16 protein-coding genes are annotated in these 21454 nt (G+C 41.3%); 6 read left to right on the top strand and 10 right to left on the bottom strand.

Annotated features, from left to right (window positions below; genetic code table 11):
- Positions 1 to 2 precede the first annotated feature (2 nt).
- Together C511_RS0106940 and C511_RS0106935 are read right to left on the bottom strand one after the other, a co-directional pair.
- Positions 3 to 1193 (bottom strand): pyridoxal phosphate-dependent aminotransferase, encoded by a 1191-nt coding sequence (locus C511_RS0106940; RefSeq protein ID WP_024996647.1) that lies wholly within the window; start codon positions 1191 to 1193, stop codon positions 3 to 5.
- Complete coding sequence (locus C511_RS0106935) at positions 1168 to 2013, bottom strand: prephenate dehydratase (protein WP_024996646.1); 846 nt, start codon at positions 2011 to 2013, stop codon at positions 1168 to 1170. Before C511_RS0106935 ends, C511_RS0106940 begins: the two co-directional genes overlap by 26 nt.
- Before the next feature lie 354 nt (positions 2014 to 2367).
- Here C511_RS0106935 and C511_RS0106930 point away from each other — a divergent pair, with 354 nt between their 5' ends.
- Positions 2368 to 3177 (top strand): alpha/beta hydrolase, encoded by an 810-nt coding sequence (locus C511_RS0106930; protein WP_027317970.1) that lies wholly within the window; start codon positions 2368 to 2370, stop codon positions 3175 to 3177.
- On the opposite strand, the gene C511_RS0106925 is transcribed toward C511_RS0106930, so the two are convergent.
- The 8 genes from C511_RS0106925 to C511_RS0106890 all read right to left on the bottom strand — a co-directional run bounded on the left by C511_RS0106925 (position 3174) and on the right by C511_RS0106890 (position 14282).
- Entirely contained in the window at positions 3174 to 3938 is a 765-nt protein-coding gene (locus C511_RS0106925) for a LytR/AlgR family response regulator transcription factor (protein WP_034781838.1), read from the bottom strand. The genes C511_RS0106930 and C511_RS0106925 overlap by 4 nt on opposite strands.
- A complete protein-coding gene (locus C511_RS0106920; RefSeq protein ID WP_024996644.1) occupies positions 3935 to 5920 on the bottom strand; it encodes a histidine kinase in 1986 nt (661 codons plus the stop codon). Before C511_RS0106920 ends, C511_RS0106925 begins: the two co-directional genes overlap by 4 nt.
- A gap of 257 nt (positions 5921 to 6177) precedes the next feature.
- On the bottom strand, positions 6178 to 6939 hold the full coding sequence (locus C511_RS0106915) for a BT1926 family outer membrane beta-barrel protein (RefSeq protein ID WP_024996643.1): 762 nt from the start codon (positions 6937 to 6939) through the stop codon (positions 6178 to 6180).
- A 35-nt stretch (positions 6940 to 6974) separates the two neighbouring features.
- Positions 6975 to 8723, bottom strand: coding sequence for a coiled-coil domain-containing protein (locus tag C511_RS0106910; protein ID WP_024996642.1), 1749 nt, complete (start codon positions 8721 to 8723; stop codon positions 6975 to 6977).
- A gap of 396 nt (positions 8724 to 9119) precedes the next feature.
- A complete protein-coding gene (locus tag C511_RS0106905; RefSeq protein WP_024996641.1) occupies positions 9120 to 10085 on the bottom strand; it encodes a tetratricopeptide repeat protein in 966 nt (321 codons plus the stop codon).
- Positions 10086 to 10098: 13 nt separating this feature from the next.
- Positions 10099 to 12021 (bottom strand): RecQ family ATP-dependent DNA helicase, encoded by a 1923-nt coding sequence (locus C511_RS0106900; RefSeq protein ID WP_024996640.1) that lies wholly within the window; start codon positions 12019 to 12021, stop codon positions 10099 to 10101.
- Complete coding sequence (recJ, locus tag C511_RS0106895; RefSeq protein WP_024996639.1) at positions 12018 to 13736, bottom strand: single-stranded-DNA-specific exonuclease RecJ; 1719 nt, start codon at positions 13734 to 13736, stop codon at positions 12018 to 12020. The genes C511_RS0106900 and recJ overlap by 4 nt, the downstream gene beginning before the upstream one ends.
- A 114-nt stretch (positions 13737 to 13850) precedes the next feature.
- The gene (locus C511_RS0106890) at positions 13851 to 14282 is read right to left on the bottom strand and encodes an acyl-CoA thioesterase (RefSeq protein WP_024996638.1); all 432 of its coding nucleotides are present in this window, start codon (positions 14280 to 14282) and stop codon (positions 13851 to 13853) included.
- 78 nt (positions 14283 to 14360) lie between these two features.
- Here C511_RS0106890 and C511_RS0106885 point away from each other — a divergent pair, with 78 nt between their 5' ends.
- The 5 genes from C511_RS0106885 (at position 14361) to C511_RS0106865 (ending at position 21429) form a co-directional block, all read left to right on the top strand.
- Positions 14361 to 14924: an L-threonylcarbamoyladenylate synthase gene (locus C511_RS0106885; RefSeq protein ID WP_024996637.1), complete on the top strand. Its 564-nt coding sequence runs from the start codon at positions 14361 to 14363 to the stop codon at positions 14922 to 14924.
- Positions 14925 to 14959: 35 nt separating this feature from the next.
- Complete coding sequence (locus C511_RS0106880) at positions 14960 to 16750, top strand: chloride channel protein (protein ID WP_027317969.1); 1791 nt, start codon at positions 14960 to 14962, stop codon at positions 16748 to 16750.
- A 22-nt stretch (positions 16751 to 16772) separates the two neighbouring features.
- Positions 16773 to 17747 (top strand): methionyl-tRNA formyltransferase, encoded by a 975-nt coding sequence (gene fmt / locus C511_RS0106875; protein ID WP_024996636.1) that lies wholly within the window; start codon positions 16773 to 16775, stop codon positions 17745 to 17747.
- A gap of 946 nt (positions 17748 to 18693) precedes the next feature.
- Positions 18694 to 19344, top strand: coding sequence for a ribulose-phosphate 3-epimerase (gene rpe / locus C511_RS0106870; RefSeq protein WP_024996635.1), 651 nt, complete (start codon positions 18694 to 18696; stop codon positions 19342 to 19344).
- 9 nt (positions 19345 to 19353) lie between these two features.
- Entirely contained in the window at positions 19354 to 21429 is a 2076-nt protein-coding gene (locus C511_RS0106865) for a ComEC/Rec2 family competence protein (protein ID WP_027317968.1), read from the top strand.
- Positions 21430 to 21454: the final 25 nt, after the last annotated feature.

Below are 21454 nucleotides of genomic sequence, written 5' to 3'. Positions count from 1 at the left end.
TTTTATTTGTTTTTATTCATTTCTTTAATTCTTTCCAGCGCTTCGGCCAGTTTCTCGTCTTTGCAGCAAAGAGAAATGCGTATGTAGCGCGCACCGTTGCTGCCGAAAATAAATCCGGGCGTGATGAACACGCGTGCTTGGTGCAATACTTTTTCGGTGAGTTCCTCAACATCCGTGCACGAGGCCGGTATTTTTCCCCAGAGGAACATGCCCACCTGATGATCGTCGTACGTGCATTGCAAAGCCTCCATAATCTCTCCGGCCAGCTGGCGGCGGTTACGATAGTTTTGGTTGTTGCTTGCGTACCAGTCTTCACCGGCTTCCAGCGCTTTGGCTGCGGCCAGTTGCATGGCGCGGAACATACCGCTGTCGATGTTGCTTTTCACTTTCAAGATCCACTGCACAAAGTCGGCATTCGACGCCAGCATGCCGATGCGCCATCCGGGCATGTTGTGGCTTTTGCTCATGGAGTTAAACTCAATGCAGCACTCCTTGGCACCCGGAACGGAGAGAATGCTCAGCGGTTTATCGTTCAATATAAAGCTGTACGGGTTATCATTGACAATGATAATGCCCTTCCTGCGGGCAAAGTCGACCAGCTTTTCATATAGTTCCGGTGTTGCATTGGCACCCGTGGGCATGTTGGGGTAGTTGGTCCACATCAACTTCACGCGGGTTAAGTCCATAGCTTCGAGCTCCTCAAAGTCGGGCATCCATCCGTTTTCCTCTTTCAGATTATACGTCACCACCTCCGCACCGAGAATGTTGCTCAGCGACGTGTAAGTGGGGTAGCCCGGATTAGGAACCAAAACCTGTTCGCCCGGGTTGACAAACGCCAGCGTTACGTGCAGAATTCCTTCTTTCGACCCGATAAGCGGTTGTATTTCCGTATTCGGATTCAACTCCACGTTGTACCATTGCTGGTACCATCCGGCAAACGCCTTGCGAAGTTCCGGAATACCTACGTAAGGTTGGTATCCGTGTCCGTCGGCATTTTGCGCTTCCTGGCACAACGTGCTCACCGTCTGCTCCGAAGGAGGCATATCCGGACTGCCTATTCCCAGACTGATCACGTTCTTTCCCTCGGCATTCATTTGCGCTACCTCTTTCAGCTTCTTTGAAAAATAGTATTCGCTTACGCCGGTCAGCCGGTTGGCCGGAGCATATTTAGATGCTTGATTTTCCTTCTGCATATTCACCTAATGTTTTGAGTTCTTTGGTTAATGGAGTGATGGCTGCAACAGCCTGTTTGTATCTCAGGTAATCGCCAAAAGCCACGTCAACGTAAAACTGGTATTCCCATTCACGGCCTATGATGGGGAGCGATTGTATTTTGGTTAGATTGATGTTGTAGAACGAAAGAATAGATAGAACTTGAGAAAGACTGCCTTCGGTGTGGGGGAGAGTGAAAACCATGCTTGCTTTGTTGATTTCGGCTTGTTGTTGCTGTAGCTCGTCGGCTTTCCAGGGATCGGCTACTACAAGGAAACGGGTGAAGTTGTGTTTGTTTGTCTCGATGCCTTCTTGCAGCACCTTCAATCCGTAGCGTTCGGCAGCAGCTTTGGAGCAGATGGCGGCCCTTCCTTTTAGGTTTTGGGTTTGAATCATCTCCGCGCTCAATGCCGTATCTTCCGTTTCCACTACTTTTATTTGCGGGTGGTGATTGAGGAAATCCCGGCACTGCATCAGCGCAATGGGGTGGGAGTTTACCTCGTTAATGTCCGCCCAATCCTCATCGGGCAGGCAGGCGAAACTATGCGAGATGCGCAACTTGTATTCACCGATGATGCGCGCACCGCTCTGACGAAGCAGTTCGTTGTTTTGTAACAAACTACCCGCAATGGTATTTTCAATGGCCAGCATGGCAATGGTGTCACTGTCTTTTTTTACGGCTGCAAAAACATCTTCGAAAGTGGCGCAGCAGATTAGTTGAATCTCTTCTCCTTCGAAGTACTTGTGAGCGGCTATGTCGTGATACGAGCCTAATGTTCCTTGAATTGCTATCTTTCTCATATTCTTTTATTGTCTGATACAAAAAAATCCCGCCTCCATGTGGGAGCGGGATTCTTGTTATTTATTCGTCTTAATGTCTTCGCTTTATCATTACTTGACACATACAAATTCCCGCTCTACTTTCTGGCTAAAGTAAAAGTAAAAAAAGAAGGAAAATGTATAAGTAAATGATTTCATATAATCGTTCTTTGTTTTTTGATTACGGGGCAAAAGTAATACATTTCTCTTAAATGCAAACGAAAAATGATATTTTTTTTGTTTTTAGTCACCAAATAATATGATTTTAGTGTAATTTGCACTCCGTTATTTCAATCAGGTAACGAAATTACGCTTACGCTTATTTATATATAGACAATGAGAAAATACTATTTACTTTTGCTTTTATTGCATGCGGCACTGGTTTTGCATGCTCAGGTTTCTTATAAAACAGTGACTGATGTGTCTTATGTTTCGCCCGATGAGAGTGATGCTTACCGTCGTGAACGCTGCAAACTCGATGTGTATTACCCCGAGGGAGCAACGAATTGTCCTACCATTGTTTGGTTTCATGGTGGCGGACTGGAAGGGGGCAACAAATATATTCCTCAGGAGTTTAAGGAAAAAGGTTTTGCGGTGGTGACGGTTAATTATCGTTTAAGTCCGCGCGCCAAGAATCCGTCGTACACGGAAGATGCAGCAGCGGCAGTGGCATGGGTATTTCAGCACATTGAAAAGTATGGTGGCAACAAAGAACGCATCTTTGTTTCGGGTCATTCGGCCGGTGGATACCTGACGTTGATGCTGGCTCTGGATAAAAAGTATCTCAGTTCTTATGGTGTCGATGCCGATAAAGTAGCGGCTTATCTTCCCGTGAGCGGGCAAACGGTGACGCATTTTACCATTCGAAAGGAGCGGGGCTTGCCTGCGGGTATTCCCGTGGTCGACGAGTTTGCTCCCGTTAACAAGGCGCGCAAAGATACGGCTCCTATTGTTCTCATCACGGGCGACCGCCAGTTGGAAATGGCCGACAGATACGAGGAGAATGCTTTGCTGGCATCTGTCTTAAAAAACACCGGTAACAAACGAATCACGCTGTACGAGCTGCAAGGATTTGATCATGGTGAGGTAGCAGCTCCCGCTTGCTATTTAATTGCGAACTATATTAAGAAATCTTTGCCGCGTTAAAGCATAAAGAAACGGTCTTGTACCGAATTGAAAAAGTTGCGTGATATCAACAGACTTTCAGTTTCGTCAAAGGGAGGAAGCATCAGGCACTTCTTCCCTTCAATGGCTCGTAAATAGGATATGTTGATAATCTGCTGCTGGTTTATCTGTACAAAAGAGGCGGCAAGTCTCACAATGTCATCGGCCGTTGTGTTTCGTTTTAGTTGAATGCGTTGTTTCTCAAGTATCACGCACCAGTGCTTGCTCTCCTTTGCATATTCAAAATAACCTATTTCGTCAAAGCGGAGTGATTGATATCCCCTTACGGTGGTGATTAGTACGTGTGAATTGTCTTTGCCGTTCAATGTTGAAAGTGATTCTTGCAGAGAATCTTTCTTCTCTTCGGAACGCATGTAGTTTAAAAGCCGGTTAATAACAAGTAGAAATTCTGTTTCGGTGTATGGCTTCAACAGATAGTCGAACGCCGATTCACGCAAGGCTTCCAGCAAATATTTATCATAAGCCGTATAAAAAACCACTTGCATAGGCCAGTTAACGGCATCCTTTATCTCTCGCAACAGCTCCAGTCCGCTAGTTTCTGGCATCTCAACGTCCAGAAACAGCACATCGGGTTTGTGCTTTAAGATCAGTTCTTTTCCTTTTGCTGCGTTTGGTGCAGTCTGCACCAACTCCATTTCGTTGATTCCTTGCAACGAAGTCTGCAAATTAGAAATACCACGCGGTTCGTCGTCAATAACAATGGCTGTATAGTTGTCTTTCATTTGTATTCGTATTTATAATGGTGAGGAATGAATATTTCGACTTTGGTACCCGTCTCTCCTTGCGTTCCGATGTTTTGTATGAGGAAAACGGCCTTTTGGCGGTTTCGGGCGTTCAATATTTGTAGAGTCTGGTTCAAGACCCTGAGTCCGGTGCCTGTACTTGTTGGTGAAGATACTCCGTTGGGGTGATATCCTTTGCCGTTGTCGGTTACGAAGATGCGGATACCTTCCTCTTCACGAAGTATTTTTATAGAAAGTTTTTTCTCACCTTCCATGCCGGGGAAACCATGTTTCAACGCATTCTCAATCGGTATTTGTAACATCATGGGAATGATTCGGGCATTGTTCAGATCGACATGCTCACTAATGTCCCAGCTGACAGTCAGATTATCGCCCACTTTTTGTTTGTTCAACTCAATATAAGCCTTGGCAAAATCAATTTCATCTACGAGCATGATGCTGGTTTCTTCAGTCATTTCCAAACTCTTTCGTAATAAATGTATCAGGGTGAACAACCGTTGCTTCTTTTCTTCATCCACACCTTGCATTTCGTTGTTTAGCACGTTAAACATAAAATGAGGCGATATGCGGTTACGGATGTTACCAATTCTGAGGTTACTTATCTGTTCAATGAATTTCATCCGTTGCATGTTATTCCTCTTTTTGATGATATAATAACCGAAAATGGCCGATATCAAGCCGACTAAAGAAATGAGTATCCAAAGATAGGTACTCAATTTGAAGGTTTGTGCTTCTGCGCTTTTCTTTTGTATGAGCAAATCCTTCTTCATCAACGTGCTGTCTTGCTTGTATTGCATGTCCAAATCAGCAATTCGTTGCTGCGTTGCATCGTCGCGTAGCGAGTCGTTCACAATCATTCTCTTTTTCAAATACTGATAAGCACTTTTGTAATCGTTGGTTTTCAGGGCTAGTTTTTCCAGATATTCCGTGCGGACGGATAAGATATTGGGCTCAATTCCCTCGTCGCTCTTAATCTCTTGTTGCAGTTTACGTGCCAAAGCAAAATTGTTTTCAGCAACGGCAACCCCTATTTTTGTTGCATTAATATAATAAAGAATGGTTTTATGATCAATGCTTTTGAAGTAAGGTTCCGCTTTCTCATAATAATACTTGCAGGAATCTAGTTGGTTAAGATTCAGATATACATCAGATATGTTACCATATACCATATTTTTGAAGAAGTCATAATTTGTACTTTCTAAGTCTTTTTCGGCTCGCTTAAAACAAGCAAGAGATTTCTTGTATTCTTTTTTATAGTAATAATAGTTGCCACGGTTATTACTGAAAATGACTTTTTCATTAAATTTTCTGTTGGGATAGTCTTTTTCTGCCCGTAGGTAATATTCATCTGCCCGTTTGAAATCTCTAAGTCCCAAATAGATGTCTCCCAACCCCAAATAGATAGGAAATTTAAATTTATCGAGATCAAAAGAATCGCTTACAGCTAAGCCCAGTCTCAAATAATAGGTTGCTGTAGGCAGATCACCTTTAAACTTATATTGATCGGAAAGGTTAATATAAAGATCTGGTTTACTTTCTATAGATGGCGGACATTGAAGTGACTTTTGTAGAAAGATAATGGCAGAATCGGGCTTGTTCATTTGTGCGTAATAGACTCCAATAGCATTGTAGACTGATGCCATCAATTCTTGCCTTCTCGTTGCCTTAGGTTGTTTCTCTAGAAATACAAGTGTTTTTTGTTTCATCAATAGCCCGGAATCATACTTGTTTTCAAGATAGTAAATACTCGAGTAAGCTTCAAATGCATCATAGTATTTCATACTATCTTTTGTACGGTTCATTGCTTCTTGCAAATATTTCTTTGCAGCAGGTATGTCTGAAAAAAGAGAGTCTCTGCCAGCGCCAATTAGCGAGTCAACACGTTGTTCTTGTTTGTTTTCTAACGAATTCTTATCCGAACACGAACCTAAAATAAGAAGTGTTGATAAGGATAATGTCATGTAAAAAGAATATAGGAGATTCTTTTTGATGCATCTTATTCGCATGGTTTGTTTTTTCATGATTGATTTAATGCTTTTTGTTATCAGAAGAGCTTTTGCAAAAGTATAATATTTTTTAGATTATAATAAATTAAAACATCATTTTTTATATTACAAAACTATCTTTTTAAATAAATAATTATTTCGGCGTCAGGACACAAAAAACACCTCTGAGGAAATACCTCAGAGGTGTAGCAAAAGAGAGAATTAACTGTATGTTAGAACTTAAAACCTATCTTGATTGTGGGAGCCGACATGATGCTGTAATTGTGACTGTCGGCCGATAAATCACTCAGCCCTTCCTGGGGTTTTACAGAAGTCATGTTGTAGGTGTAGGAGAACGGATCTACCTGACAACCAATGTATATCCCTTTGGCCAGAAAGTAATCTAAACCGAATGTAAGCCCTCCGCGCAAGTTCCATGTTTCTGCATCTGATTTGCCCATTGATTCTGGTTCATCATATTTCATTTCATTTAATCCGTATGCAAAGCCTATTCGAATACCACTGTACATCATTAAGTTTGGAATACTTTTTATTTTATAATATTTGTCTATCCCTGTAAATACATTGTAAGAAAACGAATAGGAATCTGCTACTGCTCTGTAATTAGGGATTGAGCCGTCTCCGATTTCCGAATCTTCATCGATGGTCCCCGGTACTGCCGTATATCCCGGACTATTAGTAAAGTTGATTCCGCCACCCAAATTTAGTTTCCAGGTATCTCTGAAGAACCAGCCACTTTCAAAACCTACCATGAGTTTTTTGTCCGACCAATTGGTAGATATTGCAGCAAGTTCATAATCCGTCAGCAAACCCGATGGAGCTGTGATACTTGTATAACTGTTATAGCCTACTGTTGCTGCCAGTGTGATGTCTCCTTTTTGGGGAGTATAGTCTTTATCAACACTGGTTTGTGCATTTATAGTCAGGCATATAATGGATGTAACGGCCAACAATAAAATCTTTTTTATTTTCATATTGTTTTTTTATTACCGTTAATATTCCAGAAGCATTACTCTGCCATGGCTGCATCTAATGCAACTTTAGCGTCATCTGCATATTTTTGATTCACACTGACTTCAGCTTTGGCTGCCTCTATGTTCGATTTCAATAGCTCAATGACCTGCTCGGCAGATGTTATGCTGGAAATATAAGATTGATCTTCTTTCAAAGCCTCTATGTCAGCTTCTAAGTTTTTGATTAAACTTTCAATCTGTGATGCTGTCATTAATGAACCGCCATTACTATTGTCATACAAAATGTTACTTAAACTGTTATAAGCTTCCTGAATAGGAATATACTCCTGATAGAAATGGGTTCCGTAAGCGAAATAAGCATCGGCTACAGGCTTGTACGTTTCAACAATCGCCTGATTGTATTCGCTCAACAAAGTCGTGAATTGAGTATATGCTTCAGTACTCATCAAAACTTTAAGATCACTCAGGTTCTTTTCTTGTTGAGCTACATATTCCTGTGCCCAGGTCAAAGTTGTTTTGTAATTTTCAAAACTCTCTAATGCAATCCTGTAACTTTCAGCTAATCTGGTTATTTCAGCATCATCAGGAGGGGTTGCTGCTTTAGCGTCATCCCAAGCCTTTTTAGCATCTTCAGCAGCTTTCGCATAATTATTGTATGCAGTGGTTACTGACTCTAGCGTACTTTTGGCTGACTTGATGTTTTGTTCATATTGAGGAATGTACGTACTTAATCTTTCAGTGTTTAAAGTAATGGGCTCGTATTTTTCCATATAGAATCGGAGAGTACGATTGCCAACTGTTTTTTCAATTGTAGTGCCAACATCGCTATAAGGAGCAGAATAAAGACCCACTCTATAACCAAAATCATAATATGCAAGAATAAAAGCCGATTGGCTAACTGCGTTCATTGAGGGGGCACTTGTGTTAGAGCTGAGCTGATTGTAAGTGTTCCGCAATGCGTTTAACTTATCGATTGCTTCGTTGTAACTTAATGACTTTGCATTGTATTCAGCTACCAGCTCATCATAATTAGACAGATAATTACTATATTTCTTGTAAGAAGCTATCTGAGCTTCATCTGTTGCTATTTGTTTTTGATTAGCTTCTAGTAAATCTGTTCTTAATTCTTTGTAAGTTGCAAGATTGTTCTCAGCACGGGTGAGGTTTGACTGAAGAGTAAATAGATACTGTTTTGAACTGTTTAATGTGGCAATGGCATTTGAATAAGTAGTTACCAATTGTTGAAGTTTAGCCTTTTCGGCTGCTTCCATTTGGTTTTGTCTGTTCAAAAGTTGTTGTTGAGCATTCAAAACTTCAGTTTGAGCATACAATAACTGACTCGCAAGCTCAGCTTCTTGTATTTCAAGCTGTTTGGCAATAGCTGCTTTTTGCAATTCCAAACGTGCTTTCTCATTCTCAAGATTGCTTAACTGGTTCTCTAACTGTTTCAATGCAACTTGTAACTCCTGACTGTATTTGTCTTGCTGGAGCTTTAATTCAAGTTGTGCTTTTTCTAACTCAACTTTTTTAATGTCAATCAAAACCTTCTCGAGTTCCGTTTGAGTCTTTTCAGCTTCTGCTTGTGCAGCCTTTAAGGCTGATTCGGCTGCGGCCAATAATCTTGTTGCTTCAGCTTGCGCGTTATTCATCGCTGCGATTGATTTAAGCTGCTCAGCTTTGGCATTTCGTACGGCTTCAACTGATGCCGATTCATTGTCATCCACACACGAACCTAGTGATAGTGCACCGATGACTACTGCTGCGAATAAGAGTTTCTTTTTCATAAGACTGTAATTTAATTTATAAATAACTGGTTAAGATGTGTAATGTAACGTTGAGACTTCTATGAGCTAAAAACAATTGTCTCGCATCAAAGATATAAGTTGATTTTTAGAGAAAAAAACGCCAAATTTGAGGATAGCGGTTATCTGGTAGTAAGTTTGGATATCCGGTAAATATTAAGGTATAAACTGCAATTTTATTTCTACCTGAATCAATATGACTTTATAGTTTATTTTTGCTTCTTATACTAGAATATACAACGCTGTATATGCCCGAATCTAGCTATAGGTAGACCCGGGGGAATAAGCTTTATCCCTCCTGATGAAGAGAAGAATTAAAGCCTTTGATTTATTTATGTGGGGATGATGGGGAGAAAAGAAATTCTATAGGTAATTTGCTCAATGCACAAAACCCAATACGTTGTCGAATTTTTCTCCTTGGTTATTGAACTGACCGCTTAGGGCTGCCTCTTCGCGAGGGTTAAGTTCTAATGACATTTTCATATCTTCTACAGAACCTTCTTTATCTCCATTTAATAATTTGGCGCGACCACGTTCGTGATACGCTGCGGCAAAGTTGGGGTTTAGTTCTATGGCTTCATCGAATGTGGCTATAGCTTCTACCAGCTTTTTCTGCGAAATGTATAGTTTGCCTAGGAGAAGGTACGCTTGTTCATTGAATGGGTTTAATTCCGAAACCTGTTTATAGCTTTCTTCTGCCGCTGCAATCTGATTAGTTGCCTCAGCCCATCTTCCTTTTAAAAGTAAAGCGGCTTCATCATCGGGTGATTGTTGCAATATCGTTTCTATATCCTCGGACGCTTCTTTATATACTTGCATGGATAGCAACTCTTCTGCCCGCAGAAGCAAAGCCTCAGTATAATCTTCTTTTAAAGCAATGGCTTTGGTGAGATGGGCAATCGTGTTCATTTGATCCTTCAATCCGTGTTCCGCTTTGGCTAGCCATAAGTAGGCGGTCGCATTTTCTTGCTCCAGTTCAACGGCTTTCTGCGCATTCGTTTTCATGGCAGCGTAATCTTCCTGCATGTAACATACATGAGTAAGCTGAAAGAAGGTACTGATGATTTCAGGTTCCATTTGAGCCATTTCCTCAAGTATTTCGCGTGCTTTTTCTAATTCAGAGAGTTGTGTATACAGTTGGGCAAGATAACTCATGGTCTCAAACTCTTTTTCAATGGCTAATGCCTGTGTGAAGCATGATAATGCATAATCGGTGCGTCCCATACGTTGAGCACGTAGTCCGTCAAACTTTAATATATCGAAGTTTTTCTTCTCGTTTTTTGCTTTAGCTTCCTCGGGAGTCTCTGTCTTTCCCAAAAAGAATGATTTAAAGAAACTGGCCATGTTTGATTATTTTTTAGTTATTTGCAAAAGTAGTATTTTTTGTTTGAAGCATACCATCCTCCATTTGAATTTCTCCTTTGTCAAGCAGAAAGCGAATAACGGCGGCAATCTCTTCTTTATCGGCCTCAATGAGTCGGGCTAGATCGGCAGGTGTGCGTTGTTGCACACTGAGCATCTCCAGAATCTGTCTGCGTAACACATTATAAGATGAATCGGTCACCCCATTGTTTTTCTTTCGATTGATGCAAGTGTCGCATTGCTCGCAGTTGTGTTCGTTCTTCTCTCCGAAGTAATGCAGCAACATCCTGCTGCGGCAAGCCGTTTCTGATGTTACATATTCCAGCATGGCTTTGATACGGGCTTCGTAACGCTCTTTGCGCTCTTCATAAACGGTTTTGCTGATTTGAAGATGCCGCAATTCTACCCGTTCTCTTTTATATATAATATAAGGTGTCTTTTTGTGGGGAATATAATCGAGGATTCTTCGTTTGGCCAATACGATGAGTAAATCGTATATCTGTTGGCGGGTAAGGCCTGTGCGCATAGCCAACGAATCTTCGTGTATATAAGCATAATCGGTAAACACGCCTGTGTATGAACGAAGGATGGTTTGTATCAATAAGTCGGCCTGTTCACCCATTTCACGAAGTTTATAAAGTTCTTCGCGGCGTGTGGTGAAGAGTAGTCGTGATGCATTGTCCTGTTCGTCGGTGTATTCAATGTAACCTGCCTGGGTCAGAATCTTTAGGGCACTGTCGGCAGGCACAGGGAAGTGTTTGTATCTTCGGCAGAAGTCCTCGAGGTTAAAATCGAACATACACCCCAATCCGTCGCCCATTGCCATTTGGTAATAGTAATTCAGTTGCTCGTAAACCTGCTTTATATAGTCTTTTTCGGGAAAGGTATCTGATATTCGTTTTTTAAGAGCGGCCTTATCCGAATTGGCATACAAGATGATGGCGTATGCCTTTTCACCATCTCTTCCTGCTCTTCCTGCTTCTTGAAAGTAAGCTTCGGGAGAGTCGGGCAAATCTAAGTGAATAACGGTTCTTACATCGGGTTTGTCTATTCCCATACCAAAGGCATTGGTGGCAACCATCACCCGGCATTCACCGGATTGCCATCGTTTCTGGCGAAGGTCTTTCACGTCATTGTTCAGGCCGGCATGATAGAAGTCGGCTGTGATACCTTCACGTTGAAGGAAAAGTGTGGTTTCTTTGGTTCGTTTTCTATTTCGTACGTAGATGATGGAGCTTCCGGGCATTCGGTTCAGTATGTGCAGAATTTCGCCGGTCTTATTGTCAGTATTGCGCACAATATAAGCCAGATTTTTGCGCTCAAAACTCATTCGAAATACATTCTCCTTTTTGAAATGAAGACGTTGTTGAATGTCTTTCACTACTTCGGGAGTAGCTGTTGCTGTGAGTGCAAGTACCGGAATGTCTGGTAGAAGTTCTCTGATTTCGGCAATCTTCAGGTAAGCCGGTCTAAAGTCATAACCCCATTGCGAGATGCAATGACTTTCGTCAACGGTAATCATGCTGATGTTCATGGAGCGGAGCTTGACGCGGAATATTTCCGTGTCAAGTCGTTCCGGTGAGATGTATAAGAATTTGTAGTTCCCGAAGATGCAGTTTTCCAGTGCAACTATAATTTCTTGACGGGTCATGCCCGAATAGATGGCTATGGCCTTTATGTCCCTGCTCTTTAGGTTCTCTACCTGATCTTTCATCAATGCGATGAGCGGGGTAATAACCAGACACATTCCTTCCTTTGCCAATGCCGGTACCTGAAAGGTGATAGATTTTCCTCCACCGGTAGGCATTAGCCCGAGGGTATCTTTTCCTTCTCCAATGCTGGTGATAATTTCTTCCTGCAAATCGCGAAAAGCGTCATACCCCCAATAGCGTTTGAGTATTTCGTGATAAAGGCTCACTCTGCGGGTTTGATATCTTCAATTTGTAATTGCACTTCGCCCTTTCTATGGGAGTTCTCTTCAATGGAGTAGCAGATATCAAAAGAACGTTTGGTTTTGATATAGCGTACATGAGAACTTTGTCCGAATGCAATGCCGTTCATAACGTTATTAGATTTATTGTCGACCAGCTCCAGCTTGATGTGTTCTTGATCGCGCCCTACCACTTTACTAGTACCATAATCATAAACGTGATGCGTACAAAATATGGGTTTGTTATTTCCTGGTCCAAAAGGGTTGAACTTCTTCAGATCACTGGAGAACTTGGCGTTGATGTCTTTGAAGTCTATTTCAGCATCAATATCAATCACCGCAAAGGTCTGTTCGGGTAGAATATGTTCCGATACGAATTCTTCAAATCGTCGGGTAAACTCGGGTACTTGTTCAATTTTCATTGATAGGCCGGCAGCATACGTATGGCCACCAAAACTGGTAAGCAAGTCGCGACAATGTTCAATGGCTTTATATACATCGAATCCGGAAACAGAACGAGCCGATCCTGTTGCCATGTCATCAGTGCGTGTAAGTACTACGGCAGGCCGGTAATAAACTTCAGTCAGTCGAGAAGCCACAATGCCAATAACTCCTTTGTGCCAGTCTTCGTTGTAGAGAACAATGGAACGACGATCTGCCAATCCTTTAAGCTCTGTTACGATGCGATTGGCTTCTTCTGTCATTGTTTTATCCAAATCCTTTCGGGTTTCATTGTACTGGTTGATTTGGTTACCCTTTTCCAGGGCGGCTAACAAATCCTTCTCTATCAGCAAATCAACCGCCTCTTTCCCGTTTTGTATGCGTCCCGATGCATTGATGCGTGGTCCGATTTTGAAGACAATATCACTGACGGTAATTTCCTTCTCAGTTAGTCCGCATACATCAATAATGGCTTTCAATCCCACACTGGGGTTACTGTTTATTTGCCTAAGTCCATGGTAGGTCAGGATGCGGTTTTCGCCCATAATCGGAACGATGTCCGACGCGACACTCACGGCAACTAAATCGAGTAACGGAATCAGGTGGTGAAATTCTATACCGTTGTTGAGGGCAAATGCTTGCATGAACTTAAATCCTACGCCGCATCCCGAAAGATGTGTGTAAGGATAAGTGTTGTCGGCTCGTTTGGCATTAAGGATGGCTACGGCGGGCGGCAGTATGTCGTCGGGCACATGGTGATCACAGACAATGAAATCGATCCCTTTCTCTTTTGCATAAGTGATTTCATTGACAGCTTTGATACCGCAATCGAGTACGATGATTAATCCCACGCCGGTTTCTGCAGCATAATCAATGCCTCGATAAGAAACTCCGTAGCCTTCATTGTACCGGTCGGGTACGTAGTAATCAATGTTCGAATAAAATTGTTGGATGAACTTGTAAACAAGAGCCACGGCTGTGGTTCCGTCAACATCGTAATCTCCGTAAATCAGTATGCGTTCTTTCTTTCCCATCGCCTTGTTCAGGCGTTCCACTGCAATATCCATATCGTTCATCAAGAATGGATCGTGCAAATCAAGCAGTTGCGGACGGAAAAAACTCTTAGCTTCAGTTGCTGTTGTTATTCCCCGTTGTATTAATAGACGACCCAGGATAGGACTGATTCCCAGTTCCCGGGCCAATTGCTCACTCGCTTGTTCTTCTTCTGGTGTTATGGGTCGATAATTCCATTTGTGATTCATTTTATATATTGTTTTTTTTCTTTCTTTGCTTCAAAGGAATGGCGGCTTGTTGTGCTTCGCCATTGATTGGTAAAAGTACGAAAAAAAACGAAAGCCCACGTAGAAATTTAACGATTATTTTTTTCGCAGGTCACGACCTTCGAACTGGCAGATGGCGTCTTTCCATTCTTCTTCCAGTTCTTTAGATTCGTTCTTTTCGAGATCAAAAGCTACCATAACCGATTTACAGATGCATTTTACTTCGTCCGTATTAACGTCGACCACACGTTGAATAAGATGGAAACTTTTCTTGCCGATTTCATTTACGGCGGTCTGCACAGCCACATTATCAGATGAAAATACGGGCGAGAGGAAATTGGCTTCGATGTTAACAACTACAATTCCATCTTTACTCCAGTCGACATGCGGACACACAAAGGCGAAGTATTCTGTCTTTCCCAAATCATAAAAGGTAAAATAAACAGCATTATTCACATGCCCAAACTTGTCTACATCGTTGAAACGAAGCTGTATGGGCAGTGTGTGGTGAAATTCAATTTCTTCCATTATGTTCTCTCTTAAACTTTTTATTGTCGGGCAAAAGTACTATTTTTGCGTGTTATTCATTATACAATAGGCAAAGAAATGATTGAAGATATTAAAAAATCCTGCCAGGTAATGGCCGAAGGCGGTGTTATTCTTTATCCTACTGATACCATTTGGGGACTTGGTTGCGATGCCACAAACCCTGATGCGGTACGTAAAGTTTATGAAATCAAACAACGGGCTGATAGTAAAGCGATGCTCGTATTAGTTGATTCTGCTGTGAAAGTTGATTTCTATGTGGATGAAGTCCCATCTGTAGCGTGGGATTTAATAGAATTGGCAGATAAACCGATGACTATTATTTATTCAGGCGCTCGGAACTTGGCTCAAAACTTATTGGCGGAAGACGGTAGTGTAGGTATACGTGTTACTTCCGAAGATTTTTCGCGTCAGTTGTGTCAACGCTTTCGCAAAGCTATTGTGTCAACTTCAGCTAATATAAGCGGACAGCCTTCGCCGGCTAACTTCAGTGAAATCAGTGAAGAAATTAAATCGTTGGTGGATTATGTGGTTACGTATCGTCAAAATGAGATGAGTCGCCCCAAACCTTCGAGTATTATTAAACTTGACAAGGGTGGCGTAATTAAAATTATTAGAGAATAGATTCCGAACCAAGGGCTTGGGAATAAACAGTTATCATGGAAAAAATAAACATAGGTATCATTCAGCGTTTTATTATTTGGCGGGAAAACGAAATTCAGGAGAAGCATTTTATCTTGATGTTAAGTTTTCTGGTAGGCTTGTTTACTGCTTTTGCTGCTTTAATATTAAAGTATCTTATTCATTTAATTCAGAACTTTCTTACCGATAATTTCGATTCAACAGAAGCTAACTATTTGTATTTGGTTTATCCGGTAGTGGGAATCTTTTTGGCGGGTTTGTTTGTCCGTAATATTGTGAAAGATGACATTAGCCATGGAGTTACAAAGATTCTTTATGCCATCTCGCGTAGGCAGGGACGCATCAAACGACATAATATCTGGTCGTCAACAATTGCCAGTGCTATTACTATTGGTTTTGGTGGTTCAGTAGGAGCGGAGGCACCTATTGTTTTGACGGGGTCTGCTATCGGTTCTAACTTGGGAAGTCTTTTTAAAATGGAGCAACGCACGTTGATGTTGCTTGTGGGATGCGGTGCTGCCGGAGCGATATCGGGTATCTTCAAGGCACCAATAGCGGGACTCGTTTTCACCATCGAGGTATTGATGATTGATCTAACCATGAGCTCTTTGCTGCCATTGCTTATTACCTCGGTTACTGCTGCGACGGTTTCTTATGTTGTTACCGGACAAGAGGCTATGTTCAAGTTCCACATGGATCAACCGTTTTTATTGGAACGTATTCCGTATGTTATTTTGTTAGGCATTTTTTGCGGACTGGTTTCTTTGTATTTCACCCGAGCCATGAATGTGGTCGAGAATTTCTATGCCCGTTTCAAGGGTGTGTACAGCAAATTAGTTTTGGGAGGTGTCATGCTGAGTATACTAATCTTCCTTTTTCCTCCGCTTTACGGTGAAGGTTATGATACCATAGAATTATTGCTCAACGGAATAAGCAACATGGAATGGGATACCGTTATGAATAATTCTCTGTTTTACGGATACGGTAACTTACTCCTTGTTTACTTGTTGCTTATTGTCCTTTTTAAGGTATTCGCATCGGCTGCTACAAATGGAGGCGGGGGATGCGGAGGTATTTTTGCCCCTTCACTTTTTTTGGGCTGTATTGCTGGCTTTGTATTTTCTCACTTCAGTAACGAACTAGGCATTTTTCCCGGATTGCCCGAGAAAAACTTTGCTCTTATGGGAATGGCAGGCGTAATGAGTGGGGTGATGCATGCACCGTTGACGGGTGTGTTTCTGATTGCTGAACTGACCGGAGGATATGATTTATTCCTTCCATTGATGATTGTGGCCGTAAGTTCTTATCTTACCATCATTGTGTTTGAGCCTCATAGTATTTACTCCATGCGTTTAGCCAAAAAAGGAGAACTACTTACCCATCATAAAGATAAAGCAGTGCTTACGTTGATGAAAATGGAAAATGTGGTAGAGAAAGATTTTGTGACGGTTCATCCTGAAATGGATTTGGGCGAACTGGTTAAAGCCATTTCAACCTCTCACCGCAATGTATTTCCTGTAACTGATAAGAATGGAGTGTTGTTGGGTATTGTATTGTTAGATGACATCCGTAATATTATGTTCCGTCAAGAGTTGTATCACCGGTTTACGGTTAATAAGCTGATGACTTCTGTGCCAGCTCGTTTATTTGACACAGATAGCATGGAGCAGGTGATGAAAACTTTCGATGACACAAAGGCGTGGAACTTACCGGTTGTGGATAGAGATGGTCGGTACTTAGGGTTTGTTTCGAAATCGAAAATCTTTAATTCGTATCGACAAGTATTGGTTCATTTCTCGGAAGATTAATCTTTTTAGTTAAGTTAGTATGATGGATAAAAAGGATTTAAGAATAGTATATATGGGCACTCCGGAGTTTGCTGTTGAGCCTCTGCGTTGCCTGATTAAAGGAGGGTACAACGTAGTAGGGGTGATTACCATGCCCGATAAACCCGCAGGAAGAGGGCACAAAATACAGTATTCTCCTGTCAAAGAGTTTGCTCTGGAGAATAATTTACCTTTATTACAACCCGAAAAACTGAAGGAGGAGACATTTATTGAAGCTTTGCGCGAATGGAAAGCTGATTTGCAAATAGTGGTGGCATTTCGTATGTTGCCTGAGGTGGTGTGGGATATGCCTCGTTTGGGTACGTTTAATTTGCATGCTTCTTTGCTGCCTCAATATCGTGGAGCAGCTCCCATTAACTGGGCGGTGATAAATGGAGATACAGAAACAGGTATAACTACATTCTTCTTACAGCATGAAATTGATACGGGAGAGGTGATTCAACAGGTAAGTGTGCCTATTGAGGAAACCGATAATGTAGGAACGGTACATGATAAGTTGATGGTGTTAGGCGGTAAGTTGGTTATTGAAACGGTTGATGCTATTCTGCAAGGAACAGTTAAAGCTATGCCTCAAGATAAAATGGCCGTACAAGGCGAACTGCGTCCGGCTCCCAAAATCTTTAAAGATACTTGCCGGATAAATTGGAGGCAGTCGGCTAAATCGGTGTATAACTTCATCAGAGGACTCTCGCCTTATCCGGCCGCGTGGGCGGAATGGGTATCTCCTGCCGACGAATCAATGGTCGTGAAGATATTTGATTCGGAAAAGATAATAGAAGAGCATCGTTTTGAGCCGGGTACAATCCGCACAGATGGCAAATCATTTATTCATGTTGCTGTGGTTGATGGTTTCCTTGCTATCAAAGAATTGCAATTGCCCGGGAAGAAACGTTTGAAAACGGATGAACTATTGAGAGGATTCAAGCTGACCAATCATTTTTATATGAAGGTGGATTAATCCATATATTAACCACATGAATGAAAAACCAATTGGTAGAGTTAAACACGCGTTAAGTTAATTCTGCTGATTGGTGGAACTAATTTTACAAATTCTCCCCTTTACATCATGAATCATGCAAATCTTGTCAAGAGTAGTTTTATGTATTATTAACTAATAAAGCAGGGAGCAACAATCATCAGCAAGACTTTGGTAAAACATAACCAACTTTTTGAAAAACATAACCGACTTTTTCAAAAAGATAACGAGCAATTTTAAATCGTAAACCGTCTTTTGGCCCCTGAACAACCGTCTTACGACTGTAACACGGTTGCTCAGGGGTCTTTTGCTACCGTGCAAACCGGCGCGAGACACCGTGTGAATGCAATCATAAACCGTTAAGACATAAAAAAAGGCAAGAGTACGAACTCCTGCCTTTGCGCCTATAATAATTTGAATATACTATAAGCTTATAAGTACAAAGATAATACATTATCCTGTCAATTCCAAATCATTGTGGCTCTTTTATCAGGTTATTATTAGGGCACAAACCGTGGTGTTTCGAATGTAACGAAAACAGCCAATCCGCAAAATAAAGACATAAAGAAACCAACGAAAACACCCATATACAAACAATAAACAGATAGATGCTTATAAGGAATAATCACCAAAAAAGTTGGTGATACTTGGTGATACTTGGTGAGGCTTTTTTTTAGCCAAGTGTCACACATAAAAAACTGATAATCAATTCATTGCAAGGTTGGTGATACTTGGTGATACTTTATTTTATACTTTTTATGAGGCAAAACGACACTTGTGCAAGTATCCGTTGGCGGAGTTACATGTGCGCTAAGTTAGCTAAGTTCATTCTTTTTGAGGTTTACTATGTGTTTTTGTCTTACTTCATGTCGTAATCTAAAAACAATCATGTATTTTTGTATTTATGAAATTAAAAACAACTGCAATTATGAAACCAATTATAGCCCCATCTATTTTATCGGCGAATTTCGCATACCTGGCAAAAGACATTGAAATGATTAATAACAGTGAAGCAGAGTGGATACATATTGATATAATGGACGGAGTTTTTGTTCCCAATATTTCTTTTGGCTTTCCTGTGTTGAAGTTTGTTGCCGAATTGAGCGAGAAACCGCTTGATGTGCATTTGATGATTGTGAATCCCGAAAAATTTGTCAATGAGGTAAAGGCACTGGGTGCACATGTAATGAATGTGCATTACGAGGCATGTCCCCACATCCATCGGGTGATACAGCAGATTCGTGAAGCGGGTATGGAGCCTGCGGTAACAATCAATCCGGGCACACCGGTTTCTTTGCTGAAAGATATTATTCGTGATGTATATATGGTACTCATTATGAGCGTAAATCCGGGCTTTGGCGGACAGAAATTCATTGAGCACTCTGTTGATAAAGTGAAAGAATTACGTGCATTGATTGAAGAAACTGGCTCAAAAGCTTTGATTGAAGTGGATGGTGGAGTCAACAAAGAAACGGGTGCTCTGTTAGTTGAGGCAGGAGCAGATGTACTGGTTGCCGGAAGTGCCATTTTTAGTGCACCCGATCCCAGAAGGATGATTGTTGATTTAAAGAATCTATAATATAAGCCTGTGGTTCCTCAGCTGGCTTTTTTGCATCAACATGTTTTTTTGCGTTTGTTTATTCCGCTAGCCAGTGGGATAGCTATGGCCGATTATCTCTTTGAGGCTCACCGTTCTGTGTTGTTGGGGTTTCTTTTCTGTTTGTTTCTTCTATCTTTCTTCTTGTTGCTATCAGGCTTCTTTTGCCGGAAGTACACTTTTCGTTGGTTGTTTGGTGCAGGCGTTTATGTCTTTTTTCTGACGTTAGGAATGGCAGTCTGTAGTTTTCATTTAGAGAAGGTAGTTGCTGCATTTCCTATAGAAGAAGCTACTTCTCGTGTTGTGTTAACGAATCACGTACAGGAAAAGGAAAAAAGCCTTTTGTTTTCGGCCTCTTTACAGCCGACCGGCGAAAAAATACTTTTGTATTTTTCAAAAGATTCACTTAGCAAAACGCTAAAGCGTGGTGATGAGCTACTTATTCGCAGCAAGATTTCACTACCGAAAAATAATGGGAATCCTGATGAATTCAACTATTCTCGTTATCTCTTGCATCAAGGTATTAGCGGTACAGCATTTATTGCATCAGGCAGTTGGAAGAAAAACGGGCATACGGATAGCAGATCATTGCGACAGATCGCTTCCGATTGGCAACATGGCTTATTGAACCTTTATCGCCAACAGAATTTTTTATCAGATCAGTATGCTGTTCTTTCAGCACTAACCATTGGTTACAAAGATGATTTGAGTGATAGTATTCGTGAGAGTTTCTCTATTTCTGGAGCCAGTCACGTGCTTGCTCTCTCAGGCTTGCATGTGGGATTCTTGTATGGCTTGCTATTGTTTTTAATGCGGGGATTCTCACGTTCATTTAAATTGAAAATAGTACGTGCTGTAGTTATCATTGCTGTGTTATGGCTATTTGCATTTATAGCTGGCTTGTCTCCTTCAGTGGTTCGATCGGCTGTCATGTTTTCCTTCTTTGCTCTCTCTACTTTGGCCAACGGACGCCTGTTTTCGCTAAATAGCCTATCGGCAGCGGCTTTTATGATGTTACTGGTTTCTCCTTGCTGGCTTTTCGATGTTGGCTTTCAACTCTCATTCGTAGCAGTTACTGCTATTTTGTTTATTCATCCATTAATATATAATAGAATTACCCCCAAACATAAATTGCTACGTTATGTATGGGGTATACTATCGGTCTCGCTAGCTGCTCAGATAGGTACCGCTCCTTTGGTACTTTATTATTTTTCACGCTTCTCTACCCATTTCTTATTGACTAACTTGCTGGTGATACCTCTGGCCTCCGTTATAATGTACTTGTCAATTGCCTTTTTCCTTTTTATTCCACTACCTTTCATCCAACAATGGATTGTTTGGCTGTTGAAACAAGCACTTGATTTTCTCAATAGTTCGGTGCGCTGGGTGGAACATTTGCCTTACTCTTCACTAGAGTCGGTATGGGTTTACACATTGGAAGTACCTGTTATTTACCTTTTACTTTTTTTCGGAGTACGTTTCTTTTATAACAAAGAGGCCAAAACATTGATTTGCGCATTAACTTTACTGCTTTCTTTGTGTAGTTATCATTTCGTGATGCGTTTGCAAGATCACCCCCGAAACAGTATTGCATTTTACAACATACCGGGTTGTGCCACTGCACATATTATCAGGTCCGATGGTAGTTCACTGCTTGCTTATGCAGATACTGTGCCAACTAACAAACGAATGCATCAAGTTATGAACCGTCATTGGAGCCGGTTGCAACTGGAAACCCCTGTTGCTATGCGTGAGACTCCTATCAATCAAAACGTTTTTTTGCCAAATCGAATGTACAATTTTTGCGGGAAGAGGATTTGCTTCATGCGCACTAGCGGTTGGGCGCTTTCATCGGCTGATAGCCGACTTAGAATTGATTATCTATATGTTTGTAAAGGTTATAAAGGGACAATAAAAGAACTAACAGAACTATTTAAGGTTAGCGTTGTATTGATTGATGGTTCTTTGGCTGGTTCTCGTCAAAAGACTCTCACTGATGAATGTACCGCATTGGGAATTCACTTTATTTCTTTGGCTGAGAAAGGTTCTGTTACCTTTTTGATCTGATTGAGGAAATATTTTGTTACTTTTG

This window comes from Bacteroides graminisolvens DSM 19988 = JCM 15093 (assembly GCF_000428125.1).
GTDB lineage: Bacteria > Bacteroidota > Bacteroidia > Bacteroidales > Bacteroidaceae > Bacteroides > Bacteroides graminisolvens.
Note: the sequence above shows the minus strand (reverse complement) of the source record. Positions and strands in the feature narration are given on the sequence as shown.